This window comes from Dysgonomonas sp. UBA7710, assembly GCF_002482385.1.
Lineage (GTDB): Bacteria > Bacteroidota > Bacteroidia > Bacteroidales > Dysgonomonadaceae > Dysgonomonas.
Genome location: NZ_DLFW01000006.1, coordinates 18186 through 40971 on the forward strand (window position 1 = coordinate 18186; position 22786 = coordinate 40971).

Genomic DNA, 22786 nt, shown 5'->3' on the forward strand with positions numbered 1-22786 from the left:
TCTATTGAATCTATTATGTTGATTATTTTACAAATTTATTCACTGCATTAATAAAGGCTTCTGCCGATGCAGCCACAATATCAGTATTTGCAGAGAATCCGTAATAGTTCACACCTTCGTGCTCTACCTGCATATGCACTTTACCTATATCATCGCTTCCCCGGTTTATAGCCTGAATAAGGAATTCTTCAATTACAGTCTGACGACGGATTATTTGCTTTATAGCCTTGATAGCTGCATCTACAGGACCGTTACCTGAAGCTGATGCTTCAAATTTTTCACCTGCGATATCCAGACCTACATTGGCCACGTTACGCACTCCAAGGCCTGATAATACTTGCAGGTAATCCAGTTTGATACGCCGCATCTTATCCGTTTCTTTCCCGGCCAGAATCAATACGTCTTCATCGGTTATGTCTTTCTTTCGGTCGGCCAGATCCAGAAAGCGTTGGTACAGTTCTGCCAACTGATCGTCATCGACTTCAATACCCAGCAAATTTAATCTGTTTTTCAGAGCTGCACGCCCGCTGCGCGCAGTCAGTACGATTGCATTATCATCGATACCCACATCCTTAGGATCTATAATCTCATATGTAGAAAGATGTTTCAACACACCATCCTGATGAATACCCGACGAGTGAGCAAAAGCATTACGCCCCACAATCGCCTTATTCGGCTGTACAGGCATATTCATCAGGTTAGAGATAAGACGGCTTGTAGGATATATCTTCTGAGTATTGATATTCGTTTCAATGTTCAATTCTTTATGACTTCTGATAGCCATCACGACTTCTTCAAGTGAAGTATTTCCGGCACGTTCTCCGATACCATTGATTGTCACCTCTACCTGACGCGCTCCGTTAAGCACCCCCATTATGGAATTGGCTGTAGCCATGCCTAAATCCTGATGGCAATGTGTAGACAGAATTGCATTCTTCATATCCACATGATCTATCAGGTATTTGATTTTTGCCCCGTATTCAGTAGGCAGACAATAACCTGTAGTATCGGGAATATTTACAACCGTAGCTCCTGCATTTACTACGGCCTGCACTACCCTTGCCAAATAAGCATTATCGGTACGTCCCGCATCTTCGGCATAAAACTCCACGTCTTCTACAAAACGTTTCGCATATTTTACACATGCGGCTGCACGTTCAAGTATATCGTCCTGAGTAGAGTTGAATTTATATTTAATATGGTACTCCGATGTACCTATACCTGTATGTATCCGCTTTTTCTTAGCATACTTCAAAGCTTCGGCTGCTACTTCAATATCTTTTTCCACGGCACGCGTAAGAGCACATATAGTAGGCCAGGTTACGGCTTTAGATATTTCCACTACCGAATTGAAATCACCTGGGCTGGATACAGGAAATCCGGCTTCGATAACATCAACACCGAGCGACTCGAGGGCTCTGGCTACTTCGATTTTCTCGATAGTATTCAACTGGCAACCCGGTACTTGCTCTCCATCTCTCAATGTGGTGTCAAAAATAAATAACTTGTCCATAACTTTTCTAATTGATTTAGTATACTGTTTGTTTTACATAAAAAAAGCCTTTCTCATCTACTGAAGAGTGAGAAAGGCCCTGTTTTTTCTTTATATTATTTTCTACATAGCAATGCTCACCCTAAATTTCTCCAGAGGATAATGAGTGAACTAATAATAATATTACTATGCATCAACATAAGTTTCATTTTTCGATTGACAAAGTTATTCCATTTTTTCGGAAATACAAATAAAAAGATTCCTTTTTTGATATTTTGTGACATTTATACAGTTTGGGTTTTATCAAAGATTAAGCGTATATTTGTATATATTTTGCGTATTCCGGCAACCGGTGCAATATCAGCCGAAGTAATCAGCAACTAATATTTGCCTCAGATATAACTTAAATGAAAGAGATCGAATCCCAATATAATATTGCAATAATAATACCTGCATATAAATCTGAATATTTACCGACGACCCTCGATTCGCTGGTAAAGCAAACAGATAAGAATTTCAAAGTTTATATCGGAGACGATAACAGTCCTGATAATCTTTTCGAAATCGTCCGGCAATATATAGATAAATTAAATCTCGTATATAACAGATTCGATGAAAATCTTGGAGGAAAAGATCTTGTCGCGCATTGGAACAGGTGTCTGAATATGACGGAAAACGAAGACTGGTTTATTCTTTTTTCGGACGATGATATTTTAGACCCTGATTGTATCAGGCTTCTCCGGCAAGAAATACAAAGTACCAATTATGATGTCCACCACTTCAATCTCAACATAATAGATGCAGATGGCAACTTATTAAGCACCCCTGCTGCATACCCAAAACATCTGCCCGCATTAGACTTTTTCAAACTCTTATATACTTATAAGATTGATGCACGCATGCCGGAATTTGTGTTCCGATTATCTCATTTCAGAAAAACGGGTGGCTTTATACCCTTCGAGCTCGCAATGTGCTCCGATAACGCTACAGTAATCAGCTGTGCATATGAAAAAGGTATTAATACAATCGGACAGACTTATGTACAATGGCGGAATAGCGGCAAGAACGTATCTGCAGCAACAGATTCAAAGCCGGTAAATATAAAAATGTTCCGTGCCCTTGTCAGTTTTTTCAACTGGATGAACATCTTCTGCAAGAATAAAGGAGAAAAACCTCCGCTGAGCCTTCATCAAAGAATGGCTTTCCTGCTCGAACAACGTTACTATAAGTCTAAAACGACTGGCAACAAAGAGTCTTGGAAAATTGTTCGCAGCGCTGACGACATCAAACATAACTGGCTGCTGGTACCCTATATACAATGGAAGAAAAGGAAGATTTGCCGCCGTATGCGCAGGTAATTCTACATTCATATCATTAACATAATTGATTCAAAATCAAACATTCATAATGAAAGCTATATTTAAAGAGTATCTCAACAAACACAATTATACCCGTTTCGATCTCAAAGCCGTACTATTCGACATGGACGGGGTTCTTTACGATTCCATGAAATGGCATGCCAAATCGTGGAAGGAGACAATGGATGAATTCAATATCCCCAGTACTCCCGAAGAATTTTACCTGTATGAAGGCATGGTCGGTGGCAAGACCATTAATCACCTGATGAACAGGGAAAAAGGGAGGGATGCCACTAAGCAAGAAACAGATAGCATATATAAACGCAAAACGGAACTCTTCACAAAATATAACGATGGCGCGCTTATTCCTTTTGCCTACGACTTTGTTAAGAAAGTAAACGAAGACGGTCTTACACCTGTCCTTGTCACCGGATCGGGACAGCCTACGCTTATCAATAAGCTGGAGCATAACTTTCCCGGACTGTTTGCTAAAGACAAGATGGTAACTGCCTTTGACGTGAAGCACGGTAAGCCGCATCCTGAACCCTACCTGATGGGGCTGAAAAAAGGTGGCGCATTAACCCCGAACCAAGCCATAGTCATTGAGAATGCGCCCCGCGGCGTGGAAGCGGCTGTTGCCGCCGGAATTTTTACGATTGCCGTCAATACAGGCCCGATGCCCGACGAAGTATTGATTGATGCCGGAGCAAATATTGTATTACCTTCAATGGAGGCATTATACAATAATTGGTCTGCATATTACAAGATATTGAAAGAGAGCTGATCCGTTACTTATAAGGGCTGGGCAAAAGACCAATGAGTATGTATAATTTTCCACTGACCTGACGAATCTGATTTATAGACCTCCGTACAGTGCATCCTGAATACCTGACCGTCTCTATGAGCTTCATAATCATATGTCAGGACGGCAGTATCTGCTGATACCTGTACAACCGGATCGATCATTTTATACAAGTCGATTTTAATCTTTCCCCTGATGGTATTATAATATTCTTCGAGGGCTTTCTTTCCTTCAAGTTTATTCTCGAAAGCCGGGTCGAAATAAACAACATCATCAGAAGACAACTCTATAAACCCATCAGGGTTTCCATTATTCCACAGTTCTAATGCATGTTTTTCCAAAGCTATGATTGTAGCTTTAATATCCTCTTTGTCAGAGGAAACACTTGTGCATCCAGCCATAAGAGATAAAATTAATATGTATATAAAATGTTTCATACTTAATAGTTACTGTAACTACCAGGTCCAATTGTCTGCCAATTTAGTAAATATTTGAGAAACAGCCACGATCACATCTTATCTTTTAGTTTAAGCACCCCAATATATAAAGCATTATAAATTGCATATCATAAACATAACGCAATTCCCCGAAGGGGTTGCTTTTTATTACTCACCTTGCACAGAATATGGTATAGACAGACGCTTATCATCAATAAATACAGTAAGCCGGTACTCATTGCCGGATATATAGTCAACCGCCGTCTGTTTTTCTATAATTTTACGGTTAAGCCTGTACTTCGACAGGAAACCCCTATCCTGCCCTATCTGATACAATAGCTGCTTCCGCTGTTTCTTATCCATCACATCCGTCCAAAAGCCCTGAGGCCTGCGGGTAAAGTTATTATAGTAATCGGTCCGTAAACATTCGAACAAGTCAATATCTTTCGATAACAGGAAACTGTGCAGATAGCGGAACAAGTCCTCCAGCTGATAGCTACGGTGAGGCAGATTCCACGCCTTGTAGTACTGCCCTATTTCGTCGAATAATTCAAAGTAACGCCCCTGATAATAAGTCCTGAACAACTCATTCATCGTACGGGGAAACCGTCCGCTGTTCCAGAATTTCTCCAATGCGTGCTCTGCTTCATGTATACGGTCAAGTTCCTGTCTTGAGATATCTGCATTGCACTCTATTTCGTAAGGTGCCTGCATATCGTATTCGTAGCCATATTGCGAGGCCTGTTTCCTCAGGTTCGTACCCCGCAACATTTTCAGAAAGCCGAGCTGTACTTCTTTTGCCCCTAAAGAAAATACATCATTGAACGATTTTATAAAACACTCCAATGTTTCATAGGGCAGTCCGGCTATCAGATCCAGATGCAGGTCTATTTTACCTCCATCCATTATTTTCTTTACGTTGCCTGCCAACAGAGGAAAGTCCTGCCTGCGCCTTACAGCGATATTCGTAGGCTCATATGTGGACTGAATACCTATTTCGAAACGGAAGAAATCCTTTGACAGATTAGTATTCAGATAGTCAATCGTTTCATCTTTTAGTAAATCGGCATATACCTCAAACTGGCAACTGAGATTCGGACGGTAATTCTTAATCAGGAAATCGAATACAGTATGTGTATGTTCCATATTCAGATTGAAAGTACGGTCGAGGAACTTGATTTGCTTAGCACCGTTATCTATCATATACCCCAGATTCTCCAGAATATATTCTTTAGGATAGTAGCGTACACCTTTCTCAAGAGAAGACAGGCAATACTGGCACTGATAAGGGCATCCGCGGGATGTTTCGAAATACACAAGCCTGTTTTTCATATCTTCCCTATCCTCTTCCAGCATGTATGGCGAAGGCAAAGATGCAAGTTTTTCCAGATCGGCCTGTACAATTACTTTACTGATATATTCGCGGGTTGACACACCCTTTATTTCAACGGCATATCCCTCCTCAATCGCAGTTAATAATTCACCCAGGACAAACTCTCCCTCACCTCCTATCACATAGTCGATATCCCAGTTGTGAAGGAAAAAGTCCGGCTCATACATCACTTCCGGTCCTCCCAGAATAATAGTTAGCTCCGGCTTTTCTGTTTTTAGTAACGAAATCAATTCTCTCGTCTGCTCTACATTCCAGATATAAACACTTATACCTATTATATCGCAGGCACTATCTAATAGTTCTCTCGCAACCTTTTCCACTTGCTCTTTAATGGTATATTCTTTAAATGAAATATCAAAGCGGTCTTTGTTAGCCACATAAAGCCAACGAAGAGCCAATGAAGTATGGATATACTTAGCGTTAAGAGTTGTGAGAATCGTTTTCATGCGGCAAAGGTAAGAGTTTTTTCAGTTATCAGTCAACAGTTATCAGTTAACAATATACTCTCGCAAAGACGCTAAGGCGCAAAAAATATTTTTCATTTTTCAAGTCTTTACTTTTCGTTTTTCACTTCTATTAACTATATACAGTTAAAAAGTAACGAAAGTAACAACTTTTACAGTTAGCAGTCATCAGTCAACAACTCGTAAAATGTAAAACCTTTGCGCCTTCGCGTCTTTGCGTGAAACAAAACAGGGCGCCAGCCAACCCGTAACTGTAACTGCCCGAAGGGCGAAGTAACCTGTAACTATTTCAAAAAAGTAACAAACGTAACACCTTTTTAGCTATTAGCTGATAGCTGTTAGCCAATAGCTTATGTACAAAACTTGACAAACCTGACACTTTTCTTGTTTTTCTCCTGTCGACTTTTTACTTATTACTTAAAACTTTTCAAAGAACTATCAGCTGACAGCTAAAGGCTATCCGCTAAATACATAGATAAATATATCCCTCTAAAAAACAAAAAGCCGATACGAATAAAGTACCGGCCTAATGCTATATCTATAAATTCTGATATTATCCTACCTCAACAACGAGAAATTTAGTCAGGCTCCAGAATCTCTTATAATCTGTCACTTTAATAACCACTTTACCGCTTGCATCTTTATCCAGTGTATAGCTGTCTTTCGGATGGTCTGACAAAAGTTTAGCTTTCTTGTCATATACAGGGATACTTTTAGTATCACGTATATCAATCTTTATAAACTTACTTTTTTCAATACCTTCGTTCAGGATTTTGTTTGATGCAAGGAAGCCTCCGGTTACAACTTTAGCTTCTTTCAGTTCTTTTGAAGTACCAAACATATAATAAGCAGTATTTAATTCCTTGTCCTGCTCTTTGATCTTAGAAGCCTGTTCCGCTGTCTGGGTAGATAAGTTATCCACATTTTCTGTCAATGACTTCACATCAGTCTGCAATGAAGCAATCTGAGCATCGCGTGTAGCAAGAGACGATTGCAACTCGGATATTGTGTTTGCTCTTTCAGTCAATTCCGCATTCAGACGCTCGATAGTAGATTTCAAACCTGACATCTGTCCCGAATTACTCTTCAGACGTTGGTTCAACTTATCGATATCCGCTTTATTCTTTTTCAGAATTTCGTTTATCATTTCAAAATTGTCTTTGACACGGGTTTTAGTGTCATTCGACATTTCACCTTTCGATTTGGATTCTATAGTCAGATATTTTTCGGCTTCCCTTATCTGTCTGAAATTTTCCTCCACATCGTTTATCAGGCTGTTCATTTCAGCCAGTTCAGTATTTCCCTGAGCACTAACCTGCAACAAGGAGTCCCGTTGGGCCTGTAAAGCCTTATATTCATCCGAATTTTTTACGTTACATGACGCTAAAGCTAATAAACAAAAGCATCCTACAAATAATTTTTTCATATACAAATATTTAACTTGTTAGTTTTATTATCGAATTTATTCATCCATTTTTACCGGACAGGACTATAACAAACTCACCACGTGGTTCGTTCACCGAAAAGTGAGATATTAGTTCCGCCAATGTTCCACGGCATGTCTCCTCATATACCTTCGATATCTCGCGGCAAGTAGCGGCATACCTGTCTTCTCCCATGTATTCGGCCAATTGGGTCAGCGTTTTTAATACCCTGTGGGGAGACTCGTAAAACACAATAGTACGGGTTTCCTCTGCCAGAATTTTCAGACGGGTCATACGTCCTTTCTTTTGTGGCAGAAATCCTTCGAAACAGAATCTGTCGCATGGGATGCCCGAAGATACCAGTGCCGGAACGAAAGCCGTGGCACCCGGCAAACATTCGACATCTATACCAGCCTTGACACATTCCCTCACAACCAGAAACCCCGGATCGGATATACCGGGCGTACCCGCGTCGGATACCAATGCAATATCTTCTCCTGCATTGAGTCTGTCCACGATATGTGAGACCGCTTTATGTTCGTTGAATTTATGATAAGATTGCATTTTGTTCTGTATATCGAAATGCTTTAAGAGGATACCTGTAGTACGTGTATCTTCAGCCAGTATAAGCGCAGCGTCCTTCAGTAGTCGCACGGCTCTGAACGTCATATCCTCAAGATTGCCTACGGGTGTAGGTATGATGTATAACTTTCCCATTTCCTTTCTTTCTATGCAAACTTACACGTTGCAAATATACGAAAAAAATAACCTACCATATATAAAACGTAAATTATGTGCATTTGTTATGAGTCTGTCTAAATTTTATTCGTTCAGATTTTCAGAACTATTTTTAGAATGATTTTTTCTTTTTTGAAGTGCGAATAGCGGACTATTCAAGCTGAAAAAAGGGGAAAATCGGATAAAAAGAGACTGAAAATGAACGAAAATAGTATTATAACAAAGTATTCATATAAAATTGAAACAGGCTCTAAGTCCTTTCGATAATACATTTTTCTTCGATAGAAATACCAAAAAGGGCAAAATCATATTTCACAGGATCTGTTGCATCCAGCAACCTGAGATTGCCGGTCAACTCCGATGCAGCCTGCCAATCCGGCTTCTCGCGATGCAGCAAGCCCAACTTGCGGGCAGTACGTTCCACATGCAGATCAAGCGGGCAAATCAAATCTTTGGGCTTAACTTTTTTCCATAATCCGAAGTCTACTCCATTATTATCGCTACGCACCATCCAGCGCAAGTACATATTGAGACGCTTACATGCCGACTTACGGGCAGGTGAAGGTATATGCTTACGAGTACGCTGAGGGGCATCGGGGTGAGAGAAAAAATATGTTTCGAAATAGTTGAGCGCGGCTTCAACGGTCATATTTTCGTCCGGAAAGAATGCATCTTCAAAGCTATTATATTCAGAATAATGCCGCTTCATAAAATGAATACAATATAACAAGTCGGTATCATTGAATGTGCGGTGCTTAAACTCCAATACTTTCTTCAGATCGGAATCTTTATGTTGCATAATAAATTCATAGGGGCTGTTATCCATTCGCTGAGCCAGCTCCCTGCATTTATTGATAATTGTTTTGCGTTGCCCCCAGGCAAATATGGATGCAAAAAATCCCATAATCTCCTTATCCTGTTTCGACGTGAAGCTATGAGGAATGCAAACAGGGTCGTTAACTATAAATCCGGGAGTATTGTATTGCGCTACTTTTTTATCCAAGAATTCTTTTAAATCAAGTATATGTATATCTTCCACTTATTCTTTCCATTAAAATCAAGAGTGCAAAGATACGTTTTTTCAGAAATATCGCATATTATTGAAAATAATCGTATTCAGATGCTGATTTACATAAACAATAAAAAAAATAACGATCTACATCCTTATACAGTTAAAATAATCGCTCAAAAAAGCTGCTCATTCATCCAATAATAATTAATTTTGAACCAAAAATAAAAAAAGATATGCTACTAGACATTATTCCCGCAGATACGCTCAAAAATACAGAATTATCAGTATCTGCCATAGACAATTTTCTTGACAAAATTTTCGATCATGCCGTAACTTTAGGTTTAAAACTTATTGCTGCCGCAGTTGTATTTATCATCGGACGATGGGTGATTAAATGGCTGAGAAAATTTATTGACCGTTTTCTGGAAAGACGTCAGATTGAAGCCACTGTTAAAAGTTTTCTTGACAGTCTTGCTAATATTACACTACAGCTCATTCTGTTCCTACTGATAGTGAATATACTGGGACTTTCTATGACATCCTTTGCCGCCATTCTCGCTGCCGTAGGTTTAGCTGTGGGTATGGCCATGAAAGACAACCTGTCTAACTTTGCCGGAGGAGTTATGCTACTGATTAACAAACCGTTTAAGGTAGGAGACCGGATTGTAGCTCAAGGCATGGATGGTTCGGTACAAGCCATAGGTATTCTCTATACTATACTTCTGACCGGAGACAACCGCACCATTTATATACCTAACGGGCCTCTATCTACAGGTACTATAACCAACTACTCAGCTCAAAAGGAAAGGCGTATAGATATTACATTCACCTTGGGCTATGGCGCGGATGTAAATGATGTGAAATCTATCCTCCAATCCGTCATCAAGAATAACCCTTCAATAAAAAATACTCCCGAACCATTCATTGGCGTTACAATGCTGAATAATGGAACATTAGATGTTACAATACGGGTATGGGTAGATAGTGGAGATTACGCTTCAGTAAATGTAGATCTGAACGAAAAAGTGTATGCCGCATTCCGTGAAAATAGCATTTATGGTCCGGCTGTTACAAGCATCAAAATGCTCAAAGATTAAAAAATATTAAAACTCTTCTTTATATCTATAAATAGCATATAGACATTTTCTATTCAAGAAGAAAAGAGGTAGTTTTGTAGCAGGTAAGAAATGTCTATATATTATATAATAAATCAATAATTTTTTAAAAGCTATGAAAAGGCAGAAATTAAAGCTATTATTTTCATTAATTGCTCTGGTTGCGATATTAGGAACATCTTGTAGCAAAAAGACAATGACCCCGTTAGCAAATTCTCTATTCACTACTAACCCTTCTCCACTCGAATTAGTGGGCACAAAAGTACCGGTGACAATCAACGGACGTTTCCCTGCCAAATGGTTCGAAAAAAGTACTTCTGTAGTTGTTACCCCTGTATTGAAATACAGTGGTGGCGAAGCTCTGGGCACTTCTTACACTTATCAGGGCGAAAAAGTTGCAGGAAACGGAACTGTTGTTAATTTCGAGAGTGGGAGCGCCATAACCCTACGGTCAGAATTTGACTACACTCCGGCAATGAAGAAATCGGAATTATATTTAAGATTCGACTTCACCAGAAACGGAAAAACCGTAGCAGGTTTCCCTGATGTAAAAATAGCTGACGGCGTAGTTTCTACTCAGGCCCTTGCCAGTGCAGCGACAACTACTCCGGCTGTAGCACCTGACGCTTTCCAGCGTATCATCAAAGAGGCATATGATGCAGATATCATGTTCCTTATTCAACAAGCCGAATTGCGTTCAAGCGAACTGAATTCCACAAATCTTGCTGCATGGAAAGATTTGGTTAAAGAGGCTGATTCTAATGACCGGAAAAACATAAATGTAGAAGTATCTGCTTATGCTTCCCCCGACGGAGGATATGAACTGAACGAAAAACTTGCTGAAAAACGTGAGAAAAACACGACAGATTATCTGTCTAAAGAATTTAAGAAAAAGAACATAGATACCGAAATCAATGCAAAATATACCGCTCAGGACTGGGAAGGTTTCCAAAAATTGGTTCAGGCATCAAGTCTTCAGGATAAAGATATCGTATTGAGAGTTCTTTCCATGTATCCTGATACTGAAACAAGGGAAAAAGAAATCAAAAACATCTCGGCTGTATATTCTGATTTAGCAGAAACAATACTACCTAAACTTCGTCGTTCGCGTCTGATTGCAAATGTAGAAGTTATCGGTAAGACTGATGAAGAATTGAAGAACGCTGCTAATTCCGACCTTACCGGCCTTTCTGTAGAAGAGCTTCTATACGCTGCCAATCTGAACGGAACTTCTAAAGAGAAAATCTACACTTATGTTACCCAGAAATTCCCGAACGATTACCGCGGATGGAATAACTTAGGTGCTTATTACTATACAACCGGACAGGACAGTAAAGCTGTACAGGCATTCAACAAAGCGGCACAGGTATCGGCAAAAGCTCCTGAAGCTAATATGAATCAGGCTTTGCTTTCTCTGGCTGATGGCAACACCGCTAAAGCAGAACAACTGCTGGGTAATGCATCCGGAGCTAATACTTTGGGTGAAGCGCTTGGATTGTTATACATACAGAAAGGTGATTACAACAGAGCTGTACAGTCATTCGGCGATGCAAAAACAAACAATGCCGCTCTTGCTCAGGTATTAACCAAGAACTACAACAAAGCTCAACAGACATTGGATGCTGTAGCAAATAAAGATGCTACAACATATTACCTGTCGGCTATCGTTGCAGCCAGAACAAATAATACATCAGGTGTTGTTGGCAACTTGCGCTCGGCATTAGATAAAGGATTCTCAACTTCTGATGTTCTTAATGATATCGAGTTTGCTAAATTCCTTACAAATTCCGATGTGAAAAATCTGTTGATAAGATAAGCATTAACAGATTTTCGAAATATAAAAATAGCAGCAGGAAAAATCCTGCTGCTATTTTTTTGTTCATAACCGGATTATATGAGATAATTGGTTTGCTCTACAAATAAAAAAGCCGGAGAATAATACTCCGGCTTTCAAAATTATCTCGAATATCTTAGACTTATTTTACTTCCCACACATCCTTAGCCATCAGGTAATCCCTTAACTTACGCACAGGATTCTTCGCTTGCACATCCTTAATCTGATCTGCCACTCCCTGATCGTATGTAGGCCCTTCTACATCGCGGATAACACCTAAAGCCAAAGGCAGTCCGTTTTCAGGAGACATCAGACCCAATTTCATATGCAAAGTATCATCCTGCATTGTAGCATCATGAACAAGGACATCATCTATTGTAAATCCGTTTTGTCCGATAATCACATCTTTGATCTGCCATCCGTCCATAACAAGACCTTTATCTTTATTGGCTCCGAACAGCATTTTCTCCCCATGCTTAAGCAATATTGTACGTTCGGCCCTCCATGCTTTATCTACAATATTGTCGTGGATAGCGTCGTTAAATATCACACAATTCTGGAGGATTTCCACAACAGACGTACCTTTATGCCGTGCCGCATGTGTCAAAATCTCGGTAGTATTTGCCAGATCGACGTCGATACAACGGGCGAAAAAGGTTCCGCGAGCGCCTAAAGCCAGCTCAACAGGATGGAACGGATCTTCGACTGTACCATACGGAGAAGATTTTGAAACAAATCCCCGGTCGGATGTCGGGGAAAATTGCCCTTTCGTTAACCCGTATATTTTATTGTTCAATAACAGAATATTTATATCCACATTACGGCGAACCGCGTGAATAAAATGGTTACCGCCGATTGCCAGGCAATCGCCGTCGCCTGTAGCCAGCCATACAGATAATTCAGGTTTTGCAGTCTTCACTCCTGTAGCCACGGCAGCCCCACGTCCATGAATAGTATGGAAACCATATGTATTCATATAATAAGGCAGACGTGAAGAACAACCGATACCTGAAACCACAGCCGTCATATGCGGCAGTATATCCAGTTCGGCCATTGCTTTATATAAACAGTTGAGAAGAGCATGGTCTCCGCACCCCGGACACCAGCGTACATACTGATCGCTTTTATAATCTTTGGCCTGATGAGATGAGGCCATTTTCACATTTACATCCATAGTTTTACTCTCCTAATTTCTTGGTGAATGCTTCTATCAGGTCGGATACAGCAAAAGGCTGCCCTTCAACCTTATTGTAACGGGATATTTGCAATCCCTCTATTTTTTCCTGCAAATAGCCGGCAAACTGGCCATTATTTTGTTCTGCAACAATAATTTTCTTAAACTTATTAAGTACTGCAGCTGTATTTTTCGGCAACGGGCTAATAAAACGGAAATGAGCCAAAGCTACTTTCTGCCCGGCGTCATTCATTTTCTCCACAGCTTCGCGAAGGTGTCCGTATGTACCGCCCCAACCCACAACGAGCAAGTCGGCATCTTCTCCACCGATTAATTCCAACTGCGGGATAAAATCAGCAATCTTATCAACTTTAGCCTGACGCACGTTCACCATTTTCTGATGATTAGCCGCATCTGTAGATATGGCTCCCGTGGTATAATCTTTTTCGAGCCCTCCTATACGGTGTGTATAACCTTCAAGACCAGCCTCGGCCCAATAACGTACCATTGTTTCATCGTCACGTAATGCGCTGCGCCATTCATTGCCCTTATATTGGCTTACATCGTGCGGCACTATAGACGGATACTTATCCAAATCAGGTATACGCCATGCGGATGAACCATTGGCGATATAACCGTCGGTAAGTAATATAACCGGAGTTATATGCTCCAATGCAATTTTAGATGCCCAGTATGCCATATCGAAACAGTCTGTCGGGCTGGCAGCCGCCATAACAACAATTGGGCTTTCGCCATTACGTCCATACAGAGCCTGGCGAAGGTCGGTTTGTTCTGTTTTGGTCGGCAAACCTGTCGACGGGCCTCCGCGCTGAACATCCACAACAACAAGAGGCAATTCTGCCATTACGGCAAGACCTATAGCTTCTCCCTTCAGCGCCAGACCGGGACCGGAAGTTGAGGTAGCGGCAAGGCTTCCGGCAAAACTTGCCCCGATAGCCGTACACACTCCTGCTATTTCATCTTCGACCTGAATGGCCTTAACTCCTAACTGTTTAAATTTAACGAGCTCATGCAATATGTCAGTAGCGGGTGTAATCGGATATGAGCCTAAGAAAAGCGGCTTACCTGAATTTTCTGAAGCGGCAATCAGCCCGTAAGCAGTAGCTGTATTACCATTTACATCCAGATAATAACCCTTATCCACATTTACAGTTTCTACACGATATGATGATATGGTAGTGTCAGTATTCTGTCCATAATTAAAACCATCGGCCAATACTTTCAGATTTGCTTCCACCAATACGGGTTTCTTTGCAAATTTAGCCGAAAGCATATGGTTAGCAACATCGAGAGGTCGGTTAAACAACCAGCAAACCAAACCTAAGGCAAACATATTTTTACTACGGATACGCGATTTCATATCCATTTCCATTCCTTCCAGACTACTTTTAGTCAATGAAGTAACAGGAACTGAGATTATTTGCTGAGTGGTAAGTCCCAACTCTACAAAAGGATCTTCTGTGGCAAACTGTGCCTTCTCCATATCTCTTTTCGAGAAAGAGTCCGTATCAATAATAATAACGGAATCTTTTTTCAGAAAATTGGCATTTACTTTCAATGCTGCCGGATTCATCGCAACTAATACATCCGCCTTATCTCCGGAATTGTAAATCTGGTTTCCTAAATGTACCTGAAATCCGGAAACCCCGGAAAGAGTACCTTGAGGAGCTCTGATTTCTGCCGGAAAATCAGGGAAGGTGGAGATTTGATTCCCAAAGATTGCTGAAAGGTTTGAGAAGATGGTTCCGGTTAACTGCATGCCATCCCCCGAATCACCTGAAAAACGTATGACTATGTCCTTTACGTCCTTAATTTTTACTGTGTTTTGCATTACTAATTCTATAAATAACAGATAGTATATTAAATCATGAACAAAGGAAAAAAGTATTAATGAATAAACAAACTAAATTGAGTAAAAAAATGCCAAAATAACACTTTTTACTTCGGGTTACATAGTTTCGTTAAAAAGAACTCAAGCATTTTTCTTCAATTATTGATTGAGTCCTTATCTTTTAATTAAAAAGCATGAATCAATGAAGAAATATGACGAAGAATTATCTGATAAAATATTTTATCAACGTATTGGTAAAACCCGTCTATACCGAATAGATTATTTTGATACAAGACCTTTCTTTATAGATAAAACTGGATAATCAGAAAAAGTATAGGTATATTTGGGTTCACTTTAAATAAATCCAATATGATATATGCTATTATTTTGATAATCTTCGGATTAATATCTTTCCTATTCAACAAATATCCCATTGTGAAAAAAATGGCTTTATGGCAGGCCTGTATTGCGCCATTAATTATCATTTGGGGTGTTGCAGGTATCGTAATACTAAGTACAATCCGATACAGTGTTATTCAGGAAAATGCCATTTACTGGTTCTTTCTTATTTGCGGCAGTGCAATAGAAATACTAATTGGCTTATTATTTATTTACAGATATCTGAAAATAAGAAGATATGAGGATTCTGATAAAAAGTTTTTCCAATATCAGAATGCCCTGGGAATAATTGCAGTATTGGTAGGTATTGCAACAATCATAGCTATATAAAGCTGTTATATTAAATCTCTGCCTCCTGATAATTCTTTGTATCTAAATTTAATACAATAGATTTTGACTTTTATCATAATTATTCCGAACTTCATACCAATAAATTAAATATACAAAAAATATGGAATATCGCATAGAAAAAGACACTATGGGGGAAGTAAAAGTCCCTGCTGACAAATACTGGGGAGCACAAACTGAACGCTCAAGAAATAACTTCAAAATAGGGCCGGAAGCGTCTATGCCCAAAGAGATAATCTATGCATTTGCCTACCTGAAAAAAGCAGCGGCATATGCCAACGCCGATCTGGGGGTTTTGGAGGTTTCGAAAAGGGACCTGATAGCCAAAGTATGTGATGAGATATTAGGAGGTAAACTCGATGACCAGTTTCCACTCGTAATATGGCAAACCGGGTCAGGTACACAATCAAATATGAATGTCAACGAAGTTATATCCAACCGGGCATTGGTATTAAGTGGCGGTAAACTCGGAGAAAAGAGTCCGATCCATCCGAATGACGATGTAAACAAATCACAGTCTTCAAATGATACCTACCCTACCGCATTACATATTGCCGCATATAAAAAGATTATAGAGCAAACGATACCTAAAGCTCAGGAACTACAGACGGCTTTAAGCAGTAAGGCTAATGATTTTAAAGACATTATAAAAATAGGCCGGACACATCTGCAAGATGCAACACCACTAACCTTAGGACAGGAGTTTTCCGGTTATGCAGCTCAATTACAATATGCTATCGATGCAACTAAAGCTACATTGAAGCATTTATCCCAGCTTGCACTGGGAGGGACAGCTGTAGGTACTGGCTTGAATACACCTGACGGATATGACGTGAAGGTAGCAGAATACATTGCCCAATTTACAGGTTTACCTTTTATTACCGCCCCTAATAAGTTTGAAGCGCTGGCCTCGCACGATGCCATTGTCGGCACCCATGGGGCCTTGAATCAAATGGCGGTGGCACTATTCAAAATAGCGCAGGATATTCGTCTGCTGGGTTCAGGGCCACGTTCTGGTATCGGAGAACTGATATTACCCGAAAATGAACCGGGATCGTCAATTATGCCGGGAAAAGTAAACCCTACTCAAAACGAGGCCATCACAATGGTTTGCGTACAGGTTATGGGGAATAATACAACAATCTCCATCGCAGGATCACAGGGTAATTATGAACTCAATGTTTTCAAGCCTGTTATCGCGGCTAATTTTCTGCAATCAGCCCAATTACTAGGTGATGCTTGTAAATCGTTCAATGACCATTGTGTTGCAGGCATAGAGCCTAACCACAAACGAATAAAGGAATTGGTAGATAATTCTCTGATGCTTGTTACCGCACTTAATACACATATTGGTTATGAAAAAGCTGCTGCAATAGCAAAAGCCGCGCATAAAAACGGAACAACATTAAAAGAAGAGGCTATTAAATCAGGATTCCTTACCGCCGAAGAGTTTGACAAATGGGTTCGTCCGGAGGATATGGTTGGAAGCTTGAAACTGAATTAAATGATAAATAGAATAACGGCTTAAAATAAAGAATCTCTTCAATTAAGTTTGAAGAGATTCTTTATTTCGTGCGCATGAAGGAAGCACTTTGCTTTTATAATATTATTCATTTGAGCAATAGATATTAAATCGCCTTATTACTTATTCTTTATTAGTCAGTTTTATTGATAAATGTCCTATATTATAGATATCAACAGCTAAATCTTTTAATATTTTCAGAGAAAAAAATAGTAGAAATAGCAGTGTAAATAAGGATGCATAATTGACAATAATCAACGCCGAAATGATCTGGGCTGGTTATACATGGAACTACAAATATTCAAAAGATAAATATTATATCAAGCTTCAGGAAAAAACAAAAGCTGAAAAGAAAATGAACCGCCTTTCTTACAATTTAGGCGGTTCAACTATCGAAAGCAATTATTTTACTATTTAATCTTCATCACTTTCTCACGAGTCACATTACCCGCTTCATCTGTTTTTTCCAGAATATAGATGCCTGCATTAAGGGTTGTATTCTGGATGTCGAAATTGATAGCTTTATTCTCTTTGTATACAAGGGAACCTGTAGGAAAAGAGTAGATCTTGATATTACTAAGAGTAGATGATGGGGTGTAAATGGCTGATTTTGTAATTATTACAGGGGAGTCCTTCCCTTCATTGGGTTCTTCGTTTGTAATTGTTACAAAAAATAGTTCTGAAACAGTTCCGCAGGAGTTACTAGCTGCTACTGTGTAAGTATAGTTACCTGCAGGTAGATATTTGAATGGGATAGATATTGTTCCTGCATCATCATTTAGATATCTACTTGATAATGGAGATCCATTAACTTTCCATGTGTATGATGTAGGGGTACCATTGAAAATTGCAGTAAGGAAAAATGTTTCTAAAATATCTCTATACTGAGTGGATTCATAATTAGGAGAGGATATAAATCTTGGCGGGCCTACCCATACTTGAGAGTTTTCCAAGGAATAGTTTTCCCCATTATATGTTACTATTGCTTTTACTGTTCCATATCCATTACCCGATGCGCGGAAAGTAGCATTTGCCGTTCCTTGACCGGAGACGAGGGCCATATTCGTTCCAGCTTGCCAAGTGATAGTGGCCCCACTCATTAACGAATTAATTGAATATGATACATTATTTCCGTTACATACTACCGTATTATTTGAATTGATTGATAATACGGGTTTTATATCAATAGACTTTGTCGCTGACAAATTTCCAAAATCTGTATTTGCAGTAACTACTATTGCATTATTTATAGTTTTAGAGTCATTTTTAATAAGTCGAACTTTATAGTTCAGGGTATTTTGTCCACTGACATATTCAAATTCTGGAGAATTATTCCAAGTCAAACTATTTATACCTATATTAGGATTGAATGATAATGTATATTCAGCATATTCATTATATTTGACAGTTGACGGTCCGGAAATGGATACAGCAGCTTTCTCTATAATAACTCCATAACTTGCTCTGTGATTTTCCCCATCTGAGCCGTAAATTTCTCCTGCTCCAGCTTTTCCCCATTTAACTTTAACCGAAAAAGAACTCCTTGCTGATATGCTATATGAGGAAGAGTTATTAACTGTAAAAACACCATTAGTACACCTTAATTGTATATATGTATCACTTGAGCCATATATTAAGGATATATCGTATTCATGCGTCTGGTCTTCTAAAGGTCTAGAGCCTAAATTATATTTAGGATATATTCCTGATAATTGAGCTGGTTGGGCGTTTATATTTATCAATGAAATAAAAACGAAACTTAATAACAACAATATCTTCTTCATAACCATAAATTATTAATTAAACAATAATCACTTTGGGGAAGCTTATTGTATACAATATTTATCACAAATAGAAAAATGGGTAATTTTATTCCATAGGCATTATTTTAAGGTTGATTACTCTTTCAAATATAATGCAATTTTCGTAAATTAACATCAATAGTAATTTTTTTTATTATAAATATAAGCATTTTAATGTGATATTCACTTTAATGAAATCTTCCTGTTTTTCCAAGCAAGACGGTTGTAACGATAAATAATAACTATGAATTGGATTAGAATTTATATTTTAGTCCGAACAAATGTCCGTTATTTTGATTTCCTAAACTCTTTTGATATTGATATTCAAAGCCTAAATTATGGTAGAATATCCCGCCTCCCAAATTAACGTAGTTAAGAGTAGAATATGAGCCTGATATAAATGGTTGCCAGACTTTTCTTTTATATATTATCTGGCGCTCAATCATCGGAGTAAAATTGTAATCTAAGGTTGCAAGTCTGTTATATTGAATAACCGGGAAAATTCTAACTTACCTTGTGTCTTATTATCGAAGGCTGTTAGTTTATATGTTCGCTTTAGCTCCCAATCTGCTATTATTGTAGCCGTATCAGCCGGAAGATTCACATACTTTATACTTCCTGTATCCCGGTAATGAATGTATGGTTTTTCTTCTTTTATCGGTTTAAACTGTGTCGGACTTACTGATCCGGTTATTGTGGCTCCTTTTATATATTCTAACTTTGGTCCGGTATCAATACTTGAACCGCCAATAAAAATGCCCACTACAAGACAAACTAACATTGCTAAAAAAATGAGTGATGCTTTTTTCATGGCTTAGTCCCTTTAGAATATAATACCTGTTTCCTATTATGCAAGAAGTTATTTCTACCATCCTGATATAAAATAGCCTGGTCAAAATCTAAACTGCTTTTCAATAAGGTTGCAAGTAGCTTTCGCGGATCTTTAACCTGGACATCGGCCGCCTGCCCTTTTGTGTGCTGTGAGTTCGGTACGCCTCCGACTGCTTTATTCGTTTCCTGACTTCTAAACCCACTATTTATTATAGAGGGTTCATTGTATAAATATCCCTTAGCGGTTGCAATAACCTTTTGGCTAACGCTGTTAAATTCAACTGTTGTTGAACATCAGGTACATTCTCTATACCTCTTGCTACGGCCGTGTTGGAATGGCTTAATTCCTCAAACGTGAAATTTTTAGTTATTTGTGTTGCCATCACTATCTTCTTTTAAGTATTTACCTAATTCTGCAATAACAGCTGCTGCATCATCTCTATTTTTAATAATACTACTGGCCAATGTGCCAACCCTTTCAAATTTAGCCTTATCTTCAGCCTTTTCAAGTATGGACTTCACTTTTATTATGCCGATACCGATTGCACCGAATAGAATTAGAACAGGAAGAACAGGAATAGAGTATCCGTGATATCCATTCAGATAACCGACAGCAGTCATTTGCATAGCGTCTACAATCGTCAATGCAAATAATGGGATATAATTAAAAATTCCAGTTATTAGAGCCTGATATCAGTTTCTCGAATGACGGTATAGATGTAGCTTCCAAAGATGGCATATCCTTACGGATAACATGCCAGCGGGATTGTGGGAATACTTCAGCCAGTCGCATGAATATAGCCAGACACACAAATGTTTTCCCTCCGCGTATGGCCCCGCCGTATGAAAGTATTTTATACGGGTTCTTATGCTGAGCCGCTGCCATGAATGTAAGGAAAAACTCTGCTTGTTTCGGATTCTTAGTCAGATCGATATTCGGCTCTTTTCCGAACCGTTCCAGTTCTGGTTTTTTAAACTTCGATTTCTGTACCATCGGGTAGTCTCATTGTTGCGGGTTTATCATCGTCTGATGTATCATTGCTACCGTTGAATTGATCGTTAGAAGTTCTGTTATTTTGCCAGTTTTTAGGGTCACGGTTGGATAATGCGAAAAACACGGCAGCGGGCACAGGTTGATAGTGTTTATCTGTAACTGAATGCTCTTTTACTTTTACAATAGGTTTATCGTTCTCATCGCGCTTACCCGTATCGGCAGTCACGGTGCGCTTTTCCTGTACCGTATATCCGCGAATCATCTTGACAAGAGATTTCTTGGCTTCGGTTATAATCAATTCGTTAAATTCATTTTCCGCTTTCTTTATAGCGTCCGAAAAGTCGGATTTTGTTTTAAGCCAATGATAATATGTGTCTTTTGCAATACCCACCGTCCGGCATATCTCGGCAATAGTATAACTATCTGTACGAATCAGTTCGCAGATATTTTCAACTATCTTCTTATTGTATTTTGCCATGATGGAGAAGCGCTTTACCCTAAAATATAAAAAGGAGCTACTTTTTCGGTAACTCCTCTTATTAGTTTTCATTCTGTATCTTCTCTGCTCCGCTGAACAAATTGTATATATTATAGAAGATCATCCTGCCGATGATGATACTGCAGGATTTTAATTATTGCTGCAACATACATTACAAACCTGTACAAACTCACCTGTTTTCCTTCCAATCTGGAATCCACGGTAACTTTCTTATTTTCACAAACTCCTTGTAATAATCATCGGGACTTTTCCAAGTTGCTGTATCAATCTGTATATTATATTTCATATTCAATAAATCTGTAAATATTTGATAATCTGTATAGCCATCAATTGATTTATCTTTTATATCTGCGATAAACCATGCCTGATTATATTCGACCCCTTTTATATATACTGTTCCCAAGGAACGAAATAAATAATGGAGACTATCCACACATTTCATTTTGTTAATACTAGTTATCGAATATATGTTTGCTTTATATCCTATAACACCCCATGTGATTTTATCATTACTTATCAATTCTAAAGGCTTAGTCAGAGGCATCCTTCTGTAATCCCAACCACCAGTTTCATGATAATAAGGATCCGGGTGTTGATCTTTAACACCTCCTATACAATTAAAGAAGCTAATAATAATACTTAATACTAAAATTATTCTCATTTTAATTCTGTTTCTGTTGTCCATGTTGCTCTTGTTTTCGTTTGATCGCTTCCCCCCGCAATATCATGATATAGAAAACCTAACACGCTGGTTATTATATCATATGATAACTCACTGCCATTAGGCCTTAAATCCAATTTCTCGTTTGGGCTTAACGAATACGTTATTTTCACTTTTCCATCTTTCGAGACTGTCGCGCTGGCGTTTACATCAGTATTTCTTATAAGCCAGGTTAATGAATTTAGGGCGACATCTAATGTTTTCCCAACTTCCCAACTTCCTTGACCATCTCCCCTACTTCCTCCAAATTGGACGCGTAAAATACCTCCATAAGTAAAATCTTCTTTCCCTAATTTTTCATTACTTTCCAATTGTCCGACAAATGACTGTTCCGCTATTTGCATTGCCGGATCCGCTTTTATCTTATCGATAAGATCTCCTTTTAAATTTACTTCATCATAACGCGATAGGGAAGCTGCTACTGCTCCACCTAAACTAGAAGCATCTGAGCTAATACCTGTAGTATTACCGATAGTTTGTCTCACAACTGTATATGTTGCTGCATATAGAGCTTTTGCACTTTTCCACAATCCTGGTTTATCTGGTGGACCAAACATTCTACCATCTTTATCTAC

General features: G+C 38.9%; 24 protein-coding genes. 7 read left to right on the forward strand and 17 right to left on the reverse strand.

Translation table 11 applies throughout. The features are described 5' to 3' along the window. Positions 1 to 22 precede the first annotated feature (22 nt). Positions 23 to 1513, reverse strand: a complete 1491-nt coding sequence (locus B3317_RS03420) for a 2-isopropylmalate synthase (protein ID WP_291108655.1) — start codon at positions 1511 to 1513, stop codon at positions 23 to 25. A 386-nt stretch (positions 1514 to 1899) separates the two neighbouring features. Here B3317_RS03420 and B3317_RS03425 point away from each other — a divergent pair, with 386 nt between their 5' ends. Beyond that, the gene (locus B3317_RS03425) at positions 1900 to 2850 is read left to right on the forward strand and encodes a glycosyltransferase family 2 protein (RefSeq protein ID WP_291108657.1); all 951 of its coding nucleotides are present in this window, start codon (positions 1900 to 1902) and stop codon (positions 2848 to 2850) included. A 49-nt stretch (positions 2851 to 2899) separates the two neighbouring features. Then, positions 2900 to 3634 (forward strand): HAD family hydrolase, encoded by a 735-nt coding sequence (locus B3317_RS03430; RefSeq protein WP_291108659.1) that lies wholly within the window; start codon positions 2900 to 2902, stop codon positions 3632 to 3634. Positions 3635 to 3642: 8 nt separating this feature from the next. Here B3317_RS03430 and B3317_RS03435 read toward each other — a convergent pair whose 3' ends face one another. From B3317_RS03435 to B3317_RS03455, 5 genes are all read right to left on the reverse strand, one after another. Next, on the reverse strand, positions 3643 to 4053 hold the full coding sequence (locus B3317_RS03435; protein ID WP_291108661.1) for a YybH family protein: 411 nt from the start codon (positions 4051 to 4053) through the stop codon (positions 3643 to 3645). A gap of 204 nt (positions 4054 to 4257) precedes the next feature. Beyond that, a complete protein-coding gene (locus B3317_RS03440) occupies positions 4258 to 5928 on the reverse strand; it encodes a B12-binding domain-containing radical SAM protein (RefSeq protein WP_291108663.1) in 1671 nt (556 codons plus the stop codon). Positions 5929 to 6499: 571 nt separating this feature from the next. Beyond that, positions 6500 to 7372, reverse strand: a complete 873-nt coding sequence (locus B3317_RS03445; RefSeq protein WP_291108665.1) for a hypothetical protein — start codon at positions 7370 to 7372, stop codon at positions 6500 to 6502. 40 nt (positions 7373 to 7412) lie between these two features. Continuing rightward, positions 7413 to 8087: a 16S rRNA (cytidine(1402)-2'-O)-methyltransferase gene (gene rsmI / locus B3317_RS03450; protein ID WP_291108667.1), complete on the reverse strand. Its 675-nt coding sequence runs from the start codon at positions 8085 to 8087 to the stop codon at positions 7413 to 7415. Between the two features lie 271 nt (positions 8088 to 8358). Further along, a complete protein-coding gene (locus B3317_RS03455) occupies positions 8359 to 9147 on the reverse strand; it encodes a TIGR02757 family protein (RefSeq protein ID WP_291108669.1) in 789 nt (262 codons plus the stop codon). A gap of 206 nt (positions 9148 to 9353) precedes the next feature. On the opposite strand from B3317_RS03455, the gene B3317_RS03460 reads away from it, so the two are divergent. Both B3317_RS03460 and B3317_RS03465 read left to right on the forward strand, forming a co-directional pair. Further along, on the forward strand, positions 9354 to 10217 hold the full coding sequence (locus tag B3317_RS03460) for a mechanosensitive ion channel family protein (RefSeq protein WP_291108671.1): 864 nt from the start codon (positions 9354 to 9356) through the stop codon (positions 10215 to 10217). Between the two features lie 133 nt (positions 10218 to 10350). After that, positions 10351 to 12051 (forward strand): tetratricopeptide repeat protein, encoded by a 1701-nt coding sequence (locus B3317_RS03465; protein ID WP_291108673.1) that lies wholly within the window; start codon positions 10351 to 10353, stop codon positions 12049 to 12051. Positions 12052 to 12211: 160 nt separating this feature from the next. On the opposite strand, the gene B3317_RS03470 is transcribed toward B3317_RS03465, so the two are convergent. Continuing rightward, the gene (locus B3317_RS03470; protein WP_291108674.1) at positions 12212 to 13243 is read right to left on the reverse strand and encodes a 2-oxoacid:ferredoxin oxidoreductase subunit beta; all 1032 of its coding nucleotides are present in this window, start codon (positions 13241 to 13243) and stop codon (positions 12212 to 12214) included. A 4-nt stretch (positions 13244 to 13247) separates the two neighbouring features. Next, complete coding sequence (locus tag B3317_RS03475) at positions 13248 to 15095, reverse strand: 2-oxoacid:acceptor oxidoreductase subunit alpha (RefSeq protein WP_291108676.1); 1848 nt, start codon at positions 15093 to 15095, stop codon at positions 13248 to 13250. 369 nt (positions 15096 to 15464) lie between these two features. On the opposite strand from B3317_RS03475, the gene B3317_RS03480 reads away from it, so the two are divergent. The 3 genes from B3317_RS03480 to B3317_RS03490 all read left to right on the forward strand — a co-directional run bounded on the left by B3317_RS03480 (position 15465) and on the right by B3317_RS03490 (position 17782). Further along, complete coding sequence (locus B3317_RS03480; protein ID WP_291108678.1) at positions 15465 to 15824, forward strand: hypothetical protein; 360 nt, start codon at positions 15465 to 15467, stop codon at positions 15822 to 15824. Positions 15825 to 15945: 121 nt separating this feature from the next. After that, the gene (gene fumC / locus B3317_RS03485) at positions 15946 to 17346 is read left to right on the forward strand and encodes a class II fumarate hydratase (RefSeq protein WP_291108680.1); all 1401 of its coding nucleotides are present in this window, start codon (positions 15946 to 15948) and stop codon (positions 17344 to 17346) included. Between the two features lie 262 nt (positions 17347 to 17608). Continuing rightward, positions 17609 to 17782 carry a hypothetical protein gene (locus tag B3317_RS03490; RefSeq protein ID WP_291108682.1) on the forward strand — a complete coding sequence of 58 codons (174 nt, stop codon included), beginning with the start codon at positions 17609 to 17611 and terminating at the stop codon, positions 17780 to 17782. On the opposite strand, the gene B3317_RS03495 is transcribed toward B3317_RS03490, so the two are convergent. The 9 genes from B3317_RS03495 to B3317_RS03535 form a co-directional block, all read right to left on the reverse strand. Then, positions 17775 to 19148, reverse strand: coding sequence for a T9SS type A sorting domain-containing protein (locus B3317_RS03495; RefSeq protein WP_291108684.1), 1374 nt, complete (start codon positions 19146 to 19148; stop codon positions 17775 to 17777). The genes B3317_RS03490 and B3317_RS03495 overlap by 8 nt on opposite strands. 481 nt (positions 19149 to 19629) lie before the next feature. After that, the gene (locus B3317_RS03500; RefSeq protein ID WP_291108686.1) at positions 19630 to 19977 is read right to left on the reverse strand and encodes a hypothetical protein; all 348 of its coding nucleotides are present in this window, start codon (positions 19975 to 19977) and stop codon (positions 19630 to 19632) included. Beyond that, positions 19974 to 20249 (reverse strand): D-Ala-D-Ala carboxypeptidase family metallohydrolase, encoded by a 276-nt coding sequence (locus B3317_RS03505; protein ID WP_349680489.1) that lies wholly within the window; start codon positions 20247 to 20249, stop codon positions 19974 to 19976. The genes B3317_RS03500 and B3317_RS03505 overlap by 4 nt, the downstream gene beginning before the upstream one ends. Next, positions 20207 to 20380 carry a hypothetical protein gene (locus B3317_RS03510; protein ID WP_291108688.1) on the reverse strand — a complete coding sequence of 58 codons (174 nt, stop codon included), beginning with the start codon at positions 20378 to 20380 and terminating at the stop codon, positions 20207 to 20209. Before B3317_RS03510 ends, B3317_RS03505 begins: the two co-directional genes overlap by 43 nt. Beyond that, positions 20361 to 20642 carry a hypothetical protein gene (locus tag B3317_RS03515; RefSeq protein WP_291108690.1) on the reverse strand — a complete coding sequence of 94 codons (282 nt, stop codon included), beginning with the start codon at positions 20640 to 20642 and terminating at the stop codon, positions 20361 to 20363. The genes B3317_RS03510 and B3317_RS03515 overlap by 20 nt, the downstream gene beginning before the upstream one ends. A 19-nt stretch (positions 20643 to 20661) precedes the next feature. Then, positions 20662 to 20991, reverse strand: a complete 330-nt coding sequence (locus B3317_RS03520) for a hypothetical protein (protein WP_291108692.1) — start codon at positions 20989 to 20991, stop codon at positions 20662 to 20664. Next, entirely contained in the window at positions 20969 to 21469 is a 501-nt protein-coding gene (locus B3317_RS03525) for a phBC6A51 family helix-turn-helix protein (protein ID WP_291108694.1), read from the reverse strand. The genes B3317_RS03520 and B3317_RS03525 overlap by 23 nt, the downstream gene beginning before the upstream one ends. Before the next feature lie 190 nt (positions 21470 to 21659). Continuing rightward, entirely contained in the window at positions 21660 to 22151 is a 492-nt protein-coding gene (locus B3317_RS03530) for a hypothetical protein (RefSeq protein WP_291108696.1), read from the reverse strand. Beyond that, entirely contained in the window at positions 22148 to 22768 is a 621-nt protein-coding gene (locus tag B3317_RS03535) for a hypothetical protein (protein ID WP_291108698.1), read from the reverse strand. The genes B3317_RS03530 and B3317_RS03535 overlap by 4 nt, the downstream gene beginning before the upstream one ends. Between the last annotated feature and the right edge of the window lie 18 nt (positions 22769 to 22786).

What these genes read in the sequence shown, in the direction of transcription:
- B3317_RS03420 (WP_291108655.1), bottom strand. Translation starts at nt 1,513, where the DNA reads ATGGACAAGTTATTTATTTTTGACACCACATTGAGAGATGGAGAGCAA.
- B3317_RS03425 (WP_291108657.1), top strand. Translation starts at nt 1,900, where the DNA reads ATGAAAGAGATCGAATCCCAATATAATATTGCAATAATAATACCTGCA.
- B3317_RS03430 (WP_291108659.1), top strand. Translation starts at nt 2,900, where the DNA reads ATGAAAGCTATATTTAAAGAGTATCTCAACAAACACAATTATACCCGT.
- B3317_RS03435 (WP_291108661.1), bottom strand. Translation starts at nt 4,053, where the DNA reads ATGGCTGGATGCACAAGTGTTTCCTCTGACAAAGAGGATATTAAAGCT.
- B3317_RS03440 (WP_291108663.1), bottom strand. Translation starts at nt 5,928, where the DNA reads ATGAAAACGATTCTCACAACTCTTAACGCTAAGTATATCCATACTTCA.
- B3317_RS03445 (WP_291108665.1), bottom strand. Translation starts at nt 7,372, where the DNA reads ATGAAAAAATTATTTGTAGGATGCTTTTGTTTATTAGCTTTAGCGTCA.
- rsmI (WP_291108667.1), bottom strand. Translation starts at nt 8,087, where the DNA reads ATGGGAAAGTTATACATCATACCTACACCCGTAGGCAATCTTGAGGAT.
- B3317_RS03460 (WP_291108671.1), top strand. Translation starts at nt 9,354, where the DNA reads ATGCTACTAGACATTATTCCCGCAGATACGCTCAAAAATACAGAATTA.
- B3317_RS03465 (WP_291108673.1), top strand. Translation starts at nt 10,351, where the DNA reads ATGAAAAGGCAGAAATTAAAGCTATTATTTTCATTAATTGCTCTGGTT.
- B3317_RS03470 (WP_291108674.1), bottom strand. Translation starts at nt 13,243, where the DNA reads ATGGATGTAAATGTGAAAATGGCCTCATCTCATCAGGCCAAAGATTAT.
- B3317_RS03475 (WP_291108676.1), bottom strand. Translation starts at nt 15,095, where the DNA reads ATGCAAAACACAGTAAAAATTAAGGACGTAAAGGACATAGTCATACGT.
- B3317_RS03480 (WP_291108678.1), top strand. Translation starts at nt 15,465, where the DNA reads ATGATATATGCTATTATTTTGATAATCTTCGGATTAATATCTTTCCTA.
- fumC (WP_291108680.1), top strand. Translation starts at nt 15,946, where the DNA reads ATGGAATATCGCATAGAAAAAGACACTATGGGGGAAGTAAAAGTCCCT.
- B3317_RS03495 (WP_291108684.1), bottom strand. Translation starts at nt 19,148, where the DNA reads ATGAAGAAGATATTGTTGTTATTAAGTTTCGTTTTTATTTCATTGATA.
- B3317_RS03500 (WP_291108686.1), bottom strand. Translation starts at nt 19,977, where the DNA reads ATGAAAAAAGCATCACTCATTTTTTTAGCAATGTTAGTTTGTCTTGTA.
- B3317_RS03510 (WP_291108688.1), bottom strand. Translation starts at nt 20,380, where the DNA reads ATGGCAACACAAATAACTAAAAATTTCACGTTTGAGGAATTAAGCCAT.
- B3317_RS03520 (WP_291108692.1), bottom strand. Translation starts at nt 20,991, where the DNA reads ATGGTACAGAAATCGAAGTTTAAAAAACCAGAACTGGAACGGTTCGGA.
- B3317_RS03525 (WP_291108694.1), bottom strand. Translation starts at nt 21,469, where the DNA reads ATGGCAAAATACAATAAGAAGATAGTTGAAAATATCTGCGAACTGATT.
- B3317_RS03530 (WP_291108696.1), bottom strand. Translation starts at nt 22,151, where the DNA reads ATGAGAATAATTTTAGTATTAAGTATTATTATTAGCTTCTTTAATTGT.
- B3317_RS03535 (WP_291108698.1), bottom strand. Translation starts at nt 22,768, where the DNA reads ATGTTTGGTCCACCAGATAAACCAGGATTGTGGAAAAGTGCAAAAGCT.